Source organism: Corynebacterium sp. HMSC072G08 (assembly GCF_001809185.1).
Classification (GTDB): domain Bacteria; phylum Actinomycetota; class Actinomycetes; order Mycobacteriales; family Mycobacteriaceae; genus Corynebacterium; species Corynebacterium phoceense.
This window is the reverse complement of the sequence record NZ_KV796427.1, coordinates 41,630-57,018: the sequence shown is the minus strand read 5'-3', so window position 1 is coordinate 57,018 and position 15,389 is coordinate 41,630. Positions and strand designations below refer to the sequence as shown.

Annotated in this window: 12 protein-coding genes; 3 read left to right on the top strand and 9 right to left on the bottom strand. The window is 64.2% G+C overall.

All coding sequences use genetic code 11. The features are described 5' to 3' along the window. Nucleotides 1-248: 248 nt before the first annotated feature. The 9 genes from HMPREF2559_RS07355 to HMPREF2559_RS07315 all read right to left on the bottom strand — a co-directional run bounded on the left by HMPREF2559_RS07355 (nucleotide 249) and on the right by HMPREF2559_RS07315 (nucleotide 12,465). Nucleotides 249-2,117, bottom strand: a complete 1,869-nt coding sequence (locus tag HMPREF2559_RS07355; RefSeq protein ID WP_066512921.1) for a FadD32-like long-chain-fatty-acid--AMP ligase — start codon at nucleotides 2,115-2,117, stop codon at nucleotides 249-251. Between the two features lie 107 nt (nucleotides 2,118-2,224). Beyond that, a complete protein-coding gene (locus HMPREF2559_RS07350; RefSeq protein ID WP_066493556.1) occupies nucleotides 2,225-3,169 on the bottom strand; it encodes a cutinase family protein in 945 nt (314 codons plus the stop codon). A 126-nt stretch (nucleotides 3,170-3,295) separates the two neighbouring features. Beyond that, nucleotides 3,296-3,820 (bottom strand): DUF732 domain-containing protein, encoded by a 525-nt coding sequence (locus HMPREF2559_RS07345; RefSeq protein ID WP_066493552.1) that lies wholly within the window; start codon nucleotides 3,818-3,820, stop codon nucleotides 3,296-3,298. Beyond that, nucleotides 3,820-5,790, bottom strand: a complete 1,971-nt coding sequence (locus tag HMPREF2559_RS07340; protein WP_066493551.1) for an alpha/beta hydrolase-fold protein — start codon at nucleotides 5,788-5,790, stop codon at nucleotides 3,820-3,822. Before HMPREF2559_RS07340 ends, HMPREF2559_RS07345 begins: the two co-directional genes overlap by 1 nt. A 271-nt stretch (nucleotides 5,791-6,061) precedes the next feature. Continuing rightward, a complete protein-coding gene (locus tag HMPREF2559_RS07335) occupies nucleotides 6,062-7,093 on the bottom strand; it encodes an alpha/beta hydrolase (RefSeq protein WP_066493550.1) in 1,032 nt (343 codons plus the stop codon). Nucleotides 7,094-7,205: 112 nt separating this feature from the next. After that, nucleotides 7,206-8,936 (bottom strand): arabinofuranosyltransferase AftB family protein, encoded by a 1,731-nt coding sequence (locus HMPREF2559_RS07330; protein ID WP_231725190.1) that lies wholly within the window; start codon nucleotides 8,934-8,936, stop codon nucleotides 7,206-7,208. A 22-nt stretch (nucleotides 8,937-8,958) separates the two neighbouring features. Next, nucleotides 8,959-9,951: a decaprenyl-phosphate phosphoribosyltransferase gene (locus HMPREF2559_RS07325; RefSeq protein WP_066493548.1), complete on the bottom strand. Its 993-nt coding sequence runs from the start codon at nucleotides 9,949-9,951 to the stop codon at nucleotides 8,959-8,961. Beyond that, nucleotides 9,948-10,505, bottom strand: coding sequence for a phosphatase PAP2 family protein (locus HMPREF2559_RS07320; protein ID WP_066493546.1), 558 nt, complete (start codon nucleotides 10,503-10,505; stop codon nucleotides 9,948-9,950). The genes HMPREF2559_RS07325 and HMPREF2559_RS07320 overlap by 4 nt, the downstream gene beginning before the upstream one ends. Beyond that, nucleotides 10,495-12,465 (bottom strand): glycosyltransferase, encoded by a 1,971-nt coding sequence (locus HMPREF2559_RS07315; RefSeq protein WP_070540127.1) that lies wholly within the window; start codon nucleotides 12,463-12,465, stop codon nucleotides 10,495-10,497. The genes HMPREF2559_RS07320 and HMPREF2559_RS07315 overlap by 11 nt, the downstream gene beginning before the upstream one ends. Before the next feature lie 583 nt (nucleotides 12,466-13,048). Between HMPREF2559_RS07315 and HMPREF2559_RS07310 the strand changes: the two genes are divergently transcribed. From HMPREF2559_RS07310 to HMPREF2559_RS07300, 3 genes are read left to right on the top strand one after another with little or no spacing between them, the layout of a single operon-like run. Beyond that, nucleotides 13,049-14,395 (top strand): DUF5129 domain-containing protein, encoded by a 1,347-nt coding sequence (locus HMPREF2559_RS07310; RefSeq protein WP_066493538.1) that lies wholly within the window; start codon nucleotides 13,049-13,051, stop codon nucleotides 14,393-14,395. An 11-nt stretch (nucleotides 14,396-14,406) separates the two neighbouring features. Then, nucleotides 14,407-14,982: a histidine phosphatase family protein gene (locus HMPREF2559_RS07305; protein WP_066493535.1), complete on the top strand. Its 576-nt coding sequence runs from the start codon at nucleotides 14,407-14,409 to the stop codon at nucleotides 14,980-14,982. Continuing rightward, a complete protein-coding gene (locus HMPREF2559_RS07300) occupies nucleotides 14,955-15,227 on the top strand; it encodes a type I restriction enzyme endonuclease domain-containing protein (protein WP_066493533.1) in 273 nt (90 codons plus the stop codon). Before HMPREF2559_RS07305 ends, HMPREF2559_RS07300 begins: the two co-directional genes overlap by 28 nt. Nucleotides 15,228-15,389: the final 162 nt, after the last annotated feature.

The following is a 15,389-nucleotide window of genomic DNA, read 5'->3' as shown; positions in this document are numbered from 1 at the left end:
GAATTGCGACATGCATTTATGCCCCATGTACTGGGAAAACACGCCTTAAGATCGCCACCAGCATGCCCCATTTCTGCCCTTCGCCCGCCGCTTGAATGCGGCCGCGGCGCGATACGTGAGGAACTCCCGCGGTCGGCCCGAACGCGCGAAGCCGCGCTCTATCACGGTCACCCACGCGAAAAATGCTCGCACCGAGCCGCAGCCATAAATGGCTGGGGCTCGGTGTGATGGGCAGTAGCGTTACGTGCTTATGCCTCGACGAAATGCTTCTTCGCCACGCGGCGGGCGATCTTGCCGGACGAGGTGCGGTTGATCTCGCCAGCGTTGAAGAAGACGACCTGGTCCGGGGTGACGCCGTGGTTCTTCGTCACGGCACCGCGGATGACCTCGGTGGCCTCGGCATCGGCGGCATCGTCAGCCGTGACACCGTCGGGGCGCTCGACGAGGATGACGAGGGACTCGGTGTTGTCGCCCTCCACGGAGAAGGCAGCGACGGAGTCCGGACGGACACGCTCGGAGGCTTCCTGGACGGTGGCCTCGATGTCCTGCGGGTAGTGGTTGCGGCCCGCGATGACGATGAGGTCCTTGAGGCGGCCGGTGATGTAGAGCTCGCCATCGATGATGGTGGCGAGGTCGCCGGTGGCCATCCACTTGTCATCATCCGGGGCGCCGTCCACGCGGGAGCCCTCCGGCAGGCGGCCGGCGAGGGTGTTGCGGAAGGTGGCGTCAGACTCGCTGTCGCGCCCCAGGTAACCGGACGCCATATTGCGGCCGTGGAGCCAAATCTCAGCGATGACGCCGTCTTCGACCTCAGTGCGGGTCTCCGGATCGACGAGAGTGAGATACTGCGCGGGCACACCCTGACCGTTGGAGGCAAACGCCACGGTGGTCTCGGACTTATCAACGATGACGCCCTTGCCCTCAGCCAGGGCATCGCGGTCGAAGTGCGCGATGATCGGGCGGTTGGGGGTTTGCGGGGTCGCGACGATAAGCGAGGCCTCAGCCAGGCCGTAGGACGGACGCAGGACGTCGCGGCGCATCTTGTACTCGGGCTTACCGAAGGTCTCCCAGAAGGAGTTCACGGCAGACTCGGTGACCGGCTCGGAGCCGATGATGATGCCGTCGATGTTGGAGAAGTCGAGCTCCTCGCCCTCCTCCGGGGCACCGTAGCGTGCGGAGAGCTCGAGCGCGAAGTTGGGGACAACAGCGTAGGTACCCGCAAGGTTGTCGTCGACCGGCTGGCGCTTGATCTGGTTGATCCAGCGCTTCGGGTGCTGAACGAAGTCGCGCGGGGTCATGATCTCGAAGTTGAAGCCGAGGATCGTAACGAAGACGGCGAGGATGATACCCATGTCGTGGTGCATGGGCAGCCACGAGACGACGCGCGGCGGCATCTTGATCTGCACGCTGGTGAAGATCTGCAGCACGTTCGTGAGGATGGAACGGTTGGTGAGCTGCACGCCCGCCGGGGTGCGGGTGGAACCGGAGGTGTACTGCAGGAAGGCCGGCATATCGATGGGGGCCACAGTGGAGTTGGCGGCAATGGCCTTGCCCTGCGGGGTCTCCGCGGGGTTGACGAAGCTCTCCGCCAGATTATCCGGCAGCGTATCGACGACAATGACGCGCGGGCGCTCCTTGGCGGGGAGGTCTGCGAAGTGCTTGCGCACCGCGGCGGCAGACACGTTGTTGGTGAGCACGATCTTCGGGTTGGAGTCACCGAAGACGGCGTTGAGGTGTGCGGTGTGGCCCGGCTCGTTGGGGTCGTAGAGCGGCAGCGGGATCATGCCCGCGTACATCGCGCCGAGGAAGCCAAAGATGTACTCCGGGGAGTTGCCGGCGAGGACGGCGACACGGTCGCCAATACCGCCCACCTGCTGCAGGCGGGCCGCGACGGCCTTGACGCGAGTGTTGAATTCGCGGCGGGAGACCTCGCGCGGGGTACCCTCGCGGGATTCGCTGTAATCCCACTGACGCAGGATGGGGCGGTCCAGGTCCGCGCCGGCAGCCTGTTCTTGGGCGTAGAGCAATTCGGCCAGGCCCGGCAGGGTCAGCTGCGGCGGCAGGACGATCTGGCCGTTTTCGTCGAAGAACTTGGCAAACATCTTGGCAAGATCCATGGGGGTTCCTTTACTTTCGATGTAGTTTTGTTTTGACTGCAAAATATAGCACAGAGACGCGCGGCGTCAGCAACACCACGCGAGGATAGTTAAGCGCTGCGGTGCGCTTATGCGGCGTCGATGATGCCGCGCGCCCAGTCCACGACCCAGGCATTCGCCGTCGTGCCCGGAATGACGTTGGGGTTCGAGGCGTACATGGCGTGGACGCCGTTGGCAGCGATGAGGGCGGCCGCGCGGTCAATGCCGTTGCCAATATCGCGCGGGGCATCACACACCGAGTCATCCGGGGCACAGATTTGATACGTGCGGTCCGCGAGCGAACCGAAGCCGTTGGCGCGCTCGCCGCGCATGGTGGCGCCGGGGACGACGGCCTGGATAAGCGAATTGACCGGCAGGAGGGCGACCTCCGCGCCGATGCCGTCCACGGGGTTGCCCGGGTTAATGCCCACGCCGGGCATGCGGCGACCATCCGCGATGACGGCGACGCCGGCGACGTTTTCGGCTGGGATGGGGCCGTTGCCGCCGCCGATGCGGTCCGCGATGTCGCCCACGATGACGGCGCCCTGGGAGAAGCCGGAAAGGATGAACTGCGTGTTGGGGCACTCGCTGTGCATGTAGTTGAGCTCGCCCTCGAGCGTCGAGGTGCCTTCCTGACGGGATTCGTCATAGCTCATCTCGTGCTGCGCGTTGATGTTTTTAAACTGCGCGGTATACGGCAGGGTCCACACCTTGACGTGGTCCGGGGTATAAGCCTGCTGCAGCGGGTTCGTAATAGACAGCATGAACGACCGCGGGTTGGCCGTGGGCGAGAGCGGATTATCGTCCTTCGCGGATTCCCACGTGCCAGGGGCAGAGATGAACTCATAGGCCGGGCACCAGTCCGGTTGCTCGGGCGTGGTCGCGTCCTCGCCCTCGGGGTTGTCCGGGGCGGCAGGATCGAGCGCGTTATCCGTGCTCGTTCCCGTCTGACGCGAGTTGAAGTATTGGACCGCTCCCCCACCGATGACGAGTAGAACGATGACGACAGCGATGACTGTGACAACCTTTTTCATAGTCTTCTTAGAACTACTCCTTCAACGTTGGGGAAAGGTGCCAGCCCCATGCGGACTACATGGGAGCTGGCTGTGCCCCGTTTCTGTACTGCAGTGTTGTCACTGCAGCTAGATTAGCCAGGTGGATTAGCCACAGTAGGCCGCCATGGCGGTATTCGTAATGAGCGCCACGACCTGCTCGTGCGGCAGCTGCGTGCGGCCTTGCTCGATGAGCTGGCCGGCGACAGCGCCGATGGTGACGGAATCCTGGCCCTCGCAGGAGTTCTGGCCCACGCCGAGGAGCTGGTCTTCGACGCCCTCGGTGTTGATGCCAGACTGCGTGAGTGCCGCGAGGTAGTCCGCGTCGCGGTCCACGAGCGGTGCAGGCGCGGGAGCCTCGGAGATGGCGCGGGCGCCCTCGTCCTGGGCCGTGGCGACGGCCGCGGCCTCAGACTCCGGCTCGGAGGATGCGCTCGCTGAAGACTCAGACGCTGACGCCGCCCCTGATGCCGAGGCGGAAGCCTCGGCGGACTCGGAGGAGGGGGCATCGGAAAGCGCGGTGGTCTCCAGCGGGGCGATGGAGGTGGGGGTTTCCTGTTCCACCGTCGCGGAGCCGCATGCGGCCAGCAGGCCGGCGGCGGCGAGGACGGCAGCGGCGAGCGGGGCACGCATTAGTTCTTCTTCTCCTGGATAGCGCCGAAGACCTGGCTTATCTCGCCGTGCTGGAACTTCTGGATCTCACCGCCGGCTGGGATCTGCGCGTAGTCCTCGGTGGGCCAGCCATACACGCCCTGCTCGAAGCCATTGGCGCCCCAGGTGTTGAAGATGTCGCCGTACATGATGACGTGTGCACCAGTGGACGGGGACCAGTAGATGGAGCCGTGCTCGAACTCCTGGAAGGCACCGCCGTTGATAGCCTTCTCGTTACCCTTCGGGAAGCCGAGAGCGGACTCGGGGCCGTTCAGCTCCTTGTACTTCGCGCCGATGGCGCCGTGGACGACGGAGTTGGACTTGTCCGGGTTACGGGTGAGGACGCCGTTCTGGAAGTCCTGGGCATAACCCTCGCCGACCTGGCGCACAGCTGCGGTCGGGTACTTGAGGTCGCCCGTCTCGTAGCCGCCGGCGCCCCACGCGGTGAACATGTCGCCCGGGATGGCCCACGCGCCGGTCTCCGCGGTCCAGTAGATGGAGCCGTGCTCGAAGTGAACGAAGCGGCCCTTGCCGTCCGGAGTCTTCCGCTCGCCGGAGGTGGGGAAGCCCAGCCAGGAGGACGGGCCGCCGATTTCCGCGTAGCGGGCGTTGATGCGGCCGAACAGCGGCTGTGCGCCGGTGCCCGGGGACCAGTAGGCCGTGCCTCCGGTGAAGTCCTCGGCCTTGCCCTTGCCGTCCGCCACGTCGTACTCGTTGTTGACGCAGGTGCCGATGATGCCGCCCTTGGTGGCGGCAGCGATATCGCCCACCGGGGTACAGTCCGCGCCGCGGTCTTCCTTAGACAGACCCAGGGCGTCCGCGACGTACGGGAAGGCCTGCTCCATCTCGAACTGCCAGTATTCCCAGTTGTGGATGCCGGACGGGCGGAACTTGGTGGTGACCGGAACGCCAGCCTTCTTCGCGTAGTCCACGAAGGTCTGGGTGGACATGCGCGAGAGCACTTCGAGGCCGACGCCCGCCATATTGGCCGGCCCCTTGGCCACGGAGCCCGGGGTGCCGAAGTCGTCCTTGCCGGAGCCAGCAGAGACGTAGACGGTCATGTCCTTGAGAGCCTCGATGCCCAGCTTCGGGTCGTGGTCGACCCAGTCCTGAGAGTAGTGCGGGCCCCACATGTTGGTGGAGGTGTATCCGCCCGCATCCATCTGCGCGACCTGGATAGCCTCCGGCATGCCCTGCGTGGTGGTGTCCAGGTAGCCGGAGAAAGAACCGACGAACTTGAAGAGGTCTGGGCGACGCTCGGCCAGGTTCATGGCGGCGGTGCCGCCCATGGAGATGCCGATGACGCCGCGCTGCTCATTGGAGCGGAACTTGTTCTTGAGGATCGGCGTGAGTTCCTGGGTGAGGAAGGTCTCCCACATGTAGTGCTTGCCGTTGTCCGGCTTCTGCCAGTCCGAGTAGAAGGAGGACTCGCCGCCGATGGGCATGACAACGTTGACGTTCTTGTCCGCGTAGAAGGACTCGATGTTGGTCTCGATGGTCCAGCCGGACTCATCGTCGCGCGCACGCAGGCCATCGAGCGCCCAGACCTCCGGGAAGGTCTTATCCGGCTGGGAGTACCAATCGCGCGCGAGCAGGATCTGCACACCCACTTCCTGCTCCGGCATGGCGGCGGACTTCACCCACACCTTAACGTGGCGCGGGGAAAGATACTCGATGCGGTTGACGGACACGCCTTCCGGCAGACCCTCAATCTTCGGATGATCCTCCGTAGAAATCGGAGTGCGCTGCGGCGGGTTGGACGGCGCGAAGGCATCCGAGAGGCTCGAGCCGTTGCTGGAGAGACCATTCGGCAGCGACGACTGTGCGTTGGCGCCCGGCAGCAGGGCCACGCCCACGGCGATGGCGGTGGGCAGAGCGGCGGCAGCGATGCCGCGACGGAGTGCGCGCGGCGTCTGGGCGGTGCGAGAGGGGAAGCGAGATGGTGTGCGCATGAAAGTCCTTTAAAAATCTCTGAAGTGGCGGCGAGGTCACGAGTATTCCCCACCACGCCCGGTACGAGGCGTGGAGAGGAGGCACCGCGGCGAGCCACATTCCGAAGGTTCCCCTCCTCCGGACTGGCAGCCAGGGTGCTGGCGAAGCTGTCTATGTCTATTGTGCGCTCTACCTTAAGTAAAACTTGAGACTTTGTGGGGGAGGACACGCGGAAAAACGCACAAACCCGCGCACCTCGGTGCGAGGTGCGCGGGCGAAGAGCGTGGAGTTTTACCAGGCGTTCATGACGTCGAGAACGCGCTTGTGCGTCTTCACGAGCTGATCGCCGAAGTTGATCCAGTTGTGCTCACCGGTGGCCGGGTAATCCGCGGTGGGGTTAAGACCCATGGCACGAGCCTTGGCCTCCCACAGGCGGGTGGTCGCGAGGGAAAAGCCCTCCAGAGCAATACCGGCGGCCTGGATGTTGGCCGGGATGGACTTATCCTTGGGGCCCGGAACACCCGAGGCGGCCGAGATATAGACGTCCGTGTTGCGCAGACCATTGATCTGGTTGAACGGGTCATTCTCGAAGCGTTGCGGGTTGAGCGAAGAACCGTACATGGCGTTGATGTTGTAGCCGCCCGCATCGAGCAGGGCCATGCGCATGAAGGTGTGAGCGCCCGGCAGAGAGGTGGTGAGGTAGCCGGAGAAGCTCAGCGCCTGGCGGAACTGACCCGGGTGCTTGCCGGCCAGCGTGATGGCGGCGGTGCCGCCCATGGACAGACCCGCAATCGAGTTGTTGTTGCGTGCCACGCCGAAGTTGCGCTCGAGGTAGCCCGGCAGCTCGGAGGTGAGGAAGGTCTCCCACTGGTAGGTGACCGGGTTGATGACGTCATACGTGGCCGGACCCTGCCAGTCTTGGTAGAAGGATGCGGTGCCGCCCACCGGCATAACGAGCGTGATGTTATTCGGCTCGTAGAGACGTGCCGCGTTGACGTCGTTGACCCACGCGTTCGTCTTATCCGTCGCACGGAGGCCGTCGAGCAGGTAGAGGGCCGCGTTGCCGCCGCGCTTCGCCGGCTGAATCTGCACCGGAATAGTGCGGTTCATGGACGGGGACCACACGTCGCAGCGCTGGACCCACCAGCCCACGGGATCCCACGTACATGTACCGGTTGCGTCCGCACGCAGGAAGTCGCGCGGGGCAGCTGAGGCGCGCGGGGCGGCGACGGCGGCGAGGCCGCAGGCGACCACGATGGCCACGAGGACCGCGAGGACGCGCTGAGACACCGTCTGTACCTTGGTCAAGGACAAGGTGAACATGTCTCTCCTTTAAGATTGAAAGAATTCTGATTTCGTCACAAATCTATAACGAAGGTTCTGCAGTAGCTTAGCGGACGAGCGCGAAAAAGTCGCTCCCGCCGGGTGTTGTCCGTTAGCTTCCCAGGTAATCGTCTGGGTTCGAGGACAACTGCAGCGTGCGCCCGTCAGTGAGCGCCCACTTAATATTCGCCATGAAACGGTCAAACGTTAGCGGATCGCGGTAGGTCGCAAAGAGCTTCTGGAAATCTTCGGTCTGCAAAGCCTTGCGTGCCTTGCGCACCTCGTCCTTGTTTATCCAGCTTGGCAGCTCGTCGATATCCACTGCGGAATCCGCCGCCTGCCACTCGCGCGAGAGCAGCTTGTCATGTCCAATGCGCCCCTCCGGCAGGCGCGGCTGACGCGCCGCGAGCGGCGTGGCCAGGCCAATATTGTCGAGCACACGCACGTTCAACGGGCTGCGCGCCGAGGACATACCCATGTTCACTAGATAGAGCGTGGGCGGATCCGTGCGCCCGGTCTCGCGTTCCACCGGCAGCCAGCTGTAGGTCTCCGGGTCCTCGTTCTCGAGGTAGCGCATGGCCAGTGCATCCCCGTCCTCGAGGCCCTTGATGCCCTTGTCGAAGCCGCCCAGCAGCTTATTGTCCGCGTAGTCTGCAATCCCCTTCGGGGCGTCGCCGCGCTCCAGCCTGTTCGCGTACGTCCAGAACTCGCGCTCGTCGACAATGGAAATCTCCCCATCTTCGAAGTATGCCCAATCCACCGGGTGTCCGCGCAGGACCACCGTGAACGCCCAGATACCCAGCACCGCCGCGCTTGCCGATGCCCCCACCGCTTTCAGCGGCACGACGAAGACCGGCAACAGCGCCGCGAAGAGAGGCAGCAAGAGCATGCGGCCATGCATAAAGTCGCCGCCCACGCGCAGCACATAGAGCGTATGTAAGGCAGCGCAACCGACCATGATGGCGACGGCCGCCACGCGCCGCCCGCGCAGCACACCCCCGCGGTACGCGAAGTACCCGACGATGAGCGCCACGAGGACCGGCAGCCACAGCCAGTACGGCCCCACAAAATCCATGAGGTAGGCCCAGCCCTGGCCCCAAGCCGAGTCAGCCGCGGACTTCGCCACCGCGGTATGCGGGGTAAGCAGGCCGTAGTAGCCCATGCGGAAGAGCTCGTACGCCGCCGGCACCGGCAGCGCCGCGCCGAGGATGCCCAGCCACGCGCGCCAGTGACGGTGCGTGGCGAGCAGGACGATGCCCGTGATACCGCCGTAGAGCGCCAACTCCGGGCGCACGAGCCAGGACAGCCCCGCCCAGAAGGCGAGCACGTAGACGAGCGCATTCCTCTCCCCGCGAGCCCATTCAATGAGCAGCCACCACAAGAAAGCGAGATAGAAGATGGCCAGGCCCCACTCGAGGCCCGAGGTAAAGAAGTCGCGCGCCGGCGGCAGCGCCAGATACACCAGCGCACCCGCCGGAACGACGGCGCGGCCCGCGAACACGCGCGAGGTCGCCCACACGGCCGCCGTCATCGCCGCAACGGACAACAGCAGCGCCAGCCACATCACGATGTGTTCGAGGTCGCCACGCGTGATGCGTTGGACCGCATAGATAAGGTATTGCCACAGCGTGGAGGTATTCGCCTCGACGCGCTCTCCCGCGTTAAAGACGGGTCCGTTACCTGCGATGAGGTTGCGCACCGTGCGCAGCACGATGAGGCCATCGTCCGCGATCCAGCGGCGGGTCCACGCACCCCAGAATGAAAAAATACCGATAACAACGACGGAGGCCCACACCGTCCATCGGACGATCAGGTTCTCCCGCGAGGTATCGGTATTCGGCACGAGTAGAAAATCTACCAGCAGTTTAGAAGAAAGCTGGAATCACATACGTGGCAATTGCGATGCATGCGAGCCACAGTAGCGCCAGAATCTGCAGCGCACGGTCCTGGAGCGCAATCTCATCCGGCGCGCCGCCGTTGCCGCGGTCGACGTCTGCAGCGTAGCGCAGGATGGCGATGGTGAACGGCACCATGGAGACCTGGTACCACACTGCGGCCGCGCCATCGACGGAGTTGGACAGCGTAAAGCCCCACAGCGTGTAACTCATGACCACGGCCGTGGCCGCGAGCGTCCACACGAAGCGCAGGTACGTCGGGGTGTAGCCCTCGAGGGACTTGCGGATCTTCGCGCCTGTGCGCTCCGCGAGCAGGATCTCCGAGTAGCGCTTGCCCGAGGCCATAAACAGCGAACCAAATGCCGCGACGAGCAGGAACCACTGGGAGAGGACAATCCCCGCGGCCACGCCGCCAGCCATGGTGCGCAGCATGAAGCCCGAAGACACGAGCGCGATGTCGATCACCGGCATGTGCTTCCAGCCGAAGCAGTAGCCCAACTGCAGCGCGATGTAGACCGCCATGACGATGGCGAGCTCGACCCCCGCCGTCGCGAGGAAGGATAGGCCCACCGAGGCAATGATGAGCACGACGGCCATCGCGTACGCGAGTCCCACCGGCAGCACGCCCGCCGCGATGGGACGGAAGCGCTTGGTGGGGTGTGCGCGGTCCGCGTCCACGTCGCGCGCGTCGTTGATGAGGTAGATGGCCGAGGCCGCGCAGCAGAAAACCACGAACGCCAGCGCCACATCGATGAGCACTCTCGAGTGGAAGAGCGCGTCCGCGCCGGCTGCGGCGGGCGCGGCCAGCACGAGGACGTTCTTCACCCACTGCTTGGGGCGCAGGGCCTTGACCATGCCATCGGCTAGGTTCTTCGGCGGTTGGCGCTTGCGGCCGGTATCGACGCCAGCGGTGTGCGGCTCAGAGTGGAACACACTCTGGGTGCCATCGTCCTTGGGGCTCATGCAGTCTTCTCCTCGCGGGCGGAATCAAGTTCAAAGAGGGCGCAGGTCGTGGCCGCGCCCAGGGCGGCGCCCAGCGCCGTGTCCGACGGGTAGTGTACGCCCAGCACCATGCGCGAGCACATCATGACGGGAATACCCAGCAAGAATGCCGGGTTTCCCGTGACGCGCGTCGCACCAACAAGGAACGCCGTCGTCGACGTCGAGTGCGAGGACGGGAAGGACAGCTTAGAAGGCGTGCCCACGCCCACCCGCACGTACGGGTAGTCCGGACGCTTGCGTCGCACGATGCGCTTGATGATCACCGAGGCCGCATGCGCCGAAAAGGCACTCACGCCCACGCGCGCCCAATCACGCACGCGATCACTATCCCCGCGTCGGTACGCAAGCCCCGCGAGCACCGCCGAGGTGCCCATCCAGCCGAGCGCATGCTCGCCAAAGTGGCTCAAACCCCGCGCGGTGGGCAGCACGCCCGGCTTATCAAACGCGACCTCCTGGATCTTTTCCAGGATGTGGGATTCCGCGACGGAAAGCTTCCCCGGAGGATTACTGCGCATCGAAGACCTCCCGCCACGAGTCGCGCGAGGTAAGCTCCGGCAGCGCCGCACGGTACTGCGCCTTCAAGCCGTCGAAGTTCTCCTCAATCTCGCCCAACAACTCACGAGTCTGCTTGACCAAGTCACGCGCCAGATCACGGTCGCGCTTGCGGAACGCCACGCCCGTGCCGCCCGCCGTGGAGACCGTCGCCGAATCCACGCGTGCCAGCGTGAACCAGCGCGCCTCCTCCGGCGTGAGGTTGAGCTGCGGCGCGGTGTGATGCGCCGGGTCTTCCTTCTTGAGCAGATGCAGCGCCGCCTTGGCGGCCCACGGCAGCTTCTTCACCTTGCCCAGGCGTCCGCCCACGTTCTTGCGCGGCACACCCGGCGCGCCCGTCGGCGCCGGCAGGTCCGAGGCGGACGGGAGGATGACGGCGTCCGAGTAGTTCTGGCGAATCTTCGCAATGCGCGGCAGCGAGGTCTCCAGGATGTCGAAGAGCTGATCCGGCCCGGCCAGGAAGTCCTTCATGGCCTCGAGCTGGATGGCCATGGTCGAGTACTCCATGCACATCGTGTGCTTGAGCGACGACTTGAAGATGGACTTGGTAATGCCCTTGACGTCACCCTCGTGGTAGAGCGCCGCCACGATAAGGCGGTTGCGCAGGTGGAAGTACGCCTGCCAGTCGATGGCGTCGTCCTTATCCGCCCACGCCATGTGCCAGATCGCGGCACCCGGCCACGTCACCGTGGGGAAGCCATTCGCCGCGGCACGCAGCGAGTACTCCGTGTCATCCCACTTGATAAAGAGCGGAAGGGGCTGGCCAATGGTCTCCGCGATGACGCGCGGGAACAGGCACATCCACCAGCCGTTGTACTCGACGTCCACGCGGCGGTGCAGCGCGCGCGAGTCGTACTTCTTCGGGTCCAGATGCGACTGCGCGTCACCAATCGCGCGCAGCGGGTACTTCGCGAAGTCGTGGTCGTACACAGCGTGCTCCGCCGCACCCCACATGAAGTCCGCGCGGTTGACGCGCTCACCCGTGGTGCGCAGCTGGCTGCGCTCCTGCAGGTTGAGCATCTCGCCGCCCACCACGAACGGACGTGCCGCAAAGCGCGCGACCTGCAGTGCGCGGTACACAGAGTCCGGCTCGATCGCGATGTCATCATCCATGTAGAGGATGTACGGCGCGTCCGTGTTCTCAATGGCCTCGAACATAATGCGCGAGTAGCCACCCGAGCCGCCCAGGTTGCCCTGGCGGAACTCGCGGAAGCGCTCGCCAAAGTGCGCCACGGCCTCGGCGTATCCCGGCTCGTCCGCCGGGTGCTGGTTGCCTTGGTCCGGCATGAGCACGTACTCGATGACGTCATCCACGAACGGGTCCGAACGCAGCGCATCGAGCGCCGCCACGGCATCGGTCGGGCGGTTGAACGTCGGGATACCCACCGCGACCTTGCGCGGCTGGACCGGGTACTCCGTGCCATCCGGCAGCGTCTGCGGCTTGGGCGCGTGCGGCGCGCACCAGGCGGCATTCCGTAAAGTCGTGTCGGCGCTAGCCGACACGTCGAACCACAACAGGCCGCCGTCCTCGAAGTTGCGCAGCGGCAACTCGAACTCGTGGTGACCAGTCTCCACGTCATGGTGCGCGATGGAGATACGCTGGCCGTCTTCCTTCGAACGGTAGAAGGACAGCGTGGCCAAGCCCTCTACCTCGACGGAGAGGACCACGGATTCCAGCTGCGACCAGCGGCGCCAGTACGCGGCCGGGAATGCATTGAAGTAGGTCTCGAAGGAGACCTCGGCGCCGGCAGGCACCGTCACGGTCGTGCGGTTCGACCAGCGCGGGCGGTTGTTATTCTGCTTCGCCTCGAGCAGGTAGAGCATGCGCACATCGTTCGGCTCGCCGCGCTTGGGCAGCAAGATGCGCGCGAGCGGTTCTTTGGCCTGGGTGCCGGTGGCTTCAGTGGCCGAGGAAGTAGACACAGTTCTCCTTGATGTAGGGACGTCTTCTGCCGAACTAGCCTAATTGTTTTCAGCGCGGTTGCCGCGTTGCCACGACCAAGCAGGCCATGCCTATACAAAAAAGGACAGCACCGAGACGACTGTGTCTCAGCGCTGTCTTCGAAGATCCTCTAGCCGAACTAGAAGTCTTGGGAAAGCAGTTACAGTACTTGTCTGCAACTTTCTCCGTGAGTATGGCAGGAACGGAAGGTTGTGTAAACCTGCAGTAGAACTCGTCTACGAACGAGTGCACCGGCTTGTTCAGCTACGGAATCGCGCCGCACACGTAGACAACCTTCTCGACTCCAACCCGCATGCGCGACTGCACGATGCAACAGAAATAGTTCGTTACATAGATCCAGGCCTCCGTAGCTGGCTCACGATTCTTCAGCTTTAGCGCGAAACAAAAGCCCTAGCTAACGTATGCATTGTCTTCACGGCATGACACCTGAACCGGTATCTCACAAGTGTGCCTCTAGCGGACATGGTGACGCATTGTAAGGCGCGTCCTGGCTGCTCTCGCACAAATCCTGCTGCCACGCCCAGACGCACATACACTTAAATCATGCGTATCCTCCCCACCCTCGCCGCCGCGTCCTTGCTCTTCCTTGGCCCTGCCGCTCCCGCCTTCGCGGTGGAGCCCTCCACCGTCACGGTGGATGACCAAGCAGACCTTCTCACTTCTGAGGAAGAATCCCAGCTCAAGGAGGACGCCAGCAACGTCACCCTACCCGAGAGCGTCACCGCTATCGACTTCGTCACGTTTGAAAGCAACGACGACAATCTCAATGACACCGTGCGCTTCTATACCGGCGACCACGGGCTCCATGACGCTTCGGGCGAGAAATACGCCGACGGTCACCTCATCGTCGCCGTGGGCATGGACCCGCGTCGCATGGGTGTCTACGCCGGCGAGGACGTCGCAGGCGACCTCAACCTCCGCGACGAGAAGCGTCTCGAGGCAATTACCGACGAAATGCGCGGGCTCCTCGCGGACGAGAAGTACAAGGACGGCATGCTCCGTGGCGTGCAGGCCGCTGCCGATACCAATCTCACCGCCAAGGACTCCAACGACGGCCTCGTGGGCGGCATTATCGGCGGCACCTTCGGCGTCCTCGGCCTCGGTGCTGCGGGTACCGCAATAGCGGCCACCCGCAAGAAGAAGGCCAAGAAAGCCCGCGAGGACTGGGACTATATCCTGGCCCACCACGGCGACATCGCGCAGCGCCTCGACCAGATCAATGTCCGCGCCCATTCGCTCAGCTCTCCCCTGGCGAATGACACGCTGCGCGCCCAGTGGGAGGACGTGCGCCGCGAGTTCCTCGCCGCCCACGCGTCCATGCCGACTGCCCCCGCCGACGACAAGGAGTTCCGTGCCAAGGCAAGCGAGCTTGCCGATGCCCGCTCTGCCGTCGAAGCCGCGGTGAACGCCGAGGCCAATATCGAGGAACTCGCCCGCATGGAGCACGGCAACACCGAAGTCCGCCGTCGTGAGCTCACGGATCTCCATGAGGACGTCCTCGCCGCCACCACCAAGGCGGAGGGTGATCTCAAGGGCAAGCTCGAGGTGCTCGACGCCCGCGTCCTGGAGCTGCGGAAATACATCGATGCCCCCGATTTCATGGACACCTACGCCGGCATCCTCGGCGATTACAAGGTCCTCATCGACGCACTCCAAGACCAGCTCTACGCCGCCTCCAACATCGAGCGCGAGGACCACAGCGCCGCCACGCTTGCCGATGCCGCCTGGCGCCCCGGCGTCGGCTCCTACTATGTCCCTTATGTCGTCATCAACGACTGGCACCAGTCGGACGTCGCCGCCCACGCTCAGGCAAGTTCGGATTCTGGCGGCGTCTCCACGGGCTACTCCTCCGGCGGATTCTCCGGCTCGGGCGGATCCAGCTCGTTCTAAGAAGGACTTACATGACTAATTTGTTTATCGTTCGCCACGGCGAAACCGCCTGGTCGCGCACTGGCCAGCACACCTCGACCACGGATCTGCCGCTCACCGAGAAGGGCCGCGAGCAGGCGAAGGCGCTCGCGGGTGTCCTCGACCCTGACCAATTCGACACGGTTTACTGCTCCCCGCGCCTGCGCGCACAGGAAACCGCCCAGCTCGCCGGATTCTCGGACTATCAGGTCACCGAGGACCTCGCCGAGTGGAACTATGGCCAGTACGAGGGAAAGACCCGCCAGGACATCATCGCCACCATTCCCGACTGGCAGATCTGGACCCACGGTGCTCCCGGCGGCGAAACCCCAGAGCAGGTCGCCGCACGGCTCACGCGTTTCTACAACCGCATGATCGATACCGGCGACGAGCGCATTCTCGTCTTCGCCCACGGCCACGCCCTGCGCGTGCTCGCAATGACGTGGTTGGGCATGCCTCTGAGCTTCGGCTCGCAACTCCCCCTCGATACCGCGACCGTCTCGCTCCTCGGCCACTACCGCGGCCGCCGCGCGCTCAAGAAGTGGAACAGCCGCGTGGGCAGTCTTTAGGCCGACACCTGCGGCACCAGCGTGCCGTCTTCTCGTTCTTCGACGCCGTCTCCACGAATGAGTCCGCCGCGGAACTCATGGACCATGAGGCCCTGGCGGAGATCGCTCGCCAGCTCGTGGCCACGCTGCGTGACTACAAGTACCCGCCGGACAAGGCACCGGAGGCCATCAAGCTTGTTATTGAGCAGATGGAGAAATTCGCGCCGAGGTATTCGGCACAGGCACGCGAACATGATGAATTCTAAATGGTGACCGCTTCGGTTGCGTCCGCTGTTGACGTGACGACATCCACGATACGAGATTGCATGTCAAAGCACATCGATGCCCGGCATTGAGTCCTCTCCTTGTACCGCGTATCATGGCAAATGACATGAAAGCGCGCCGCCGGATTGTCACCAACAGCAGGA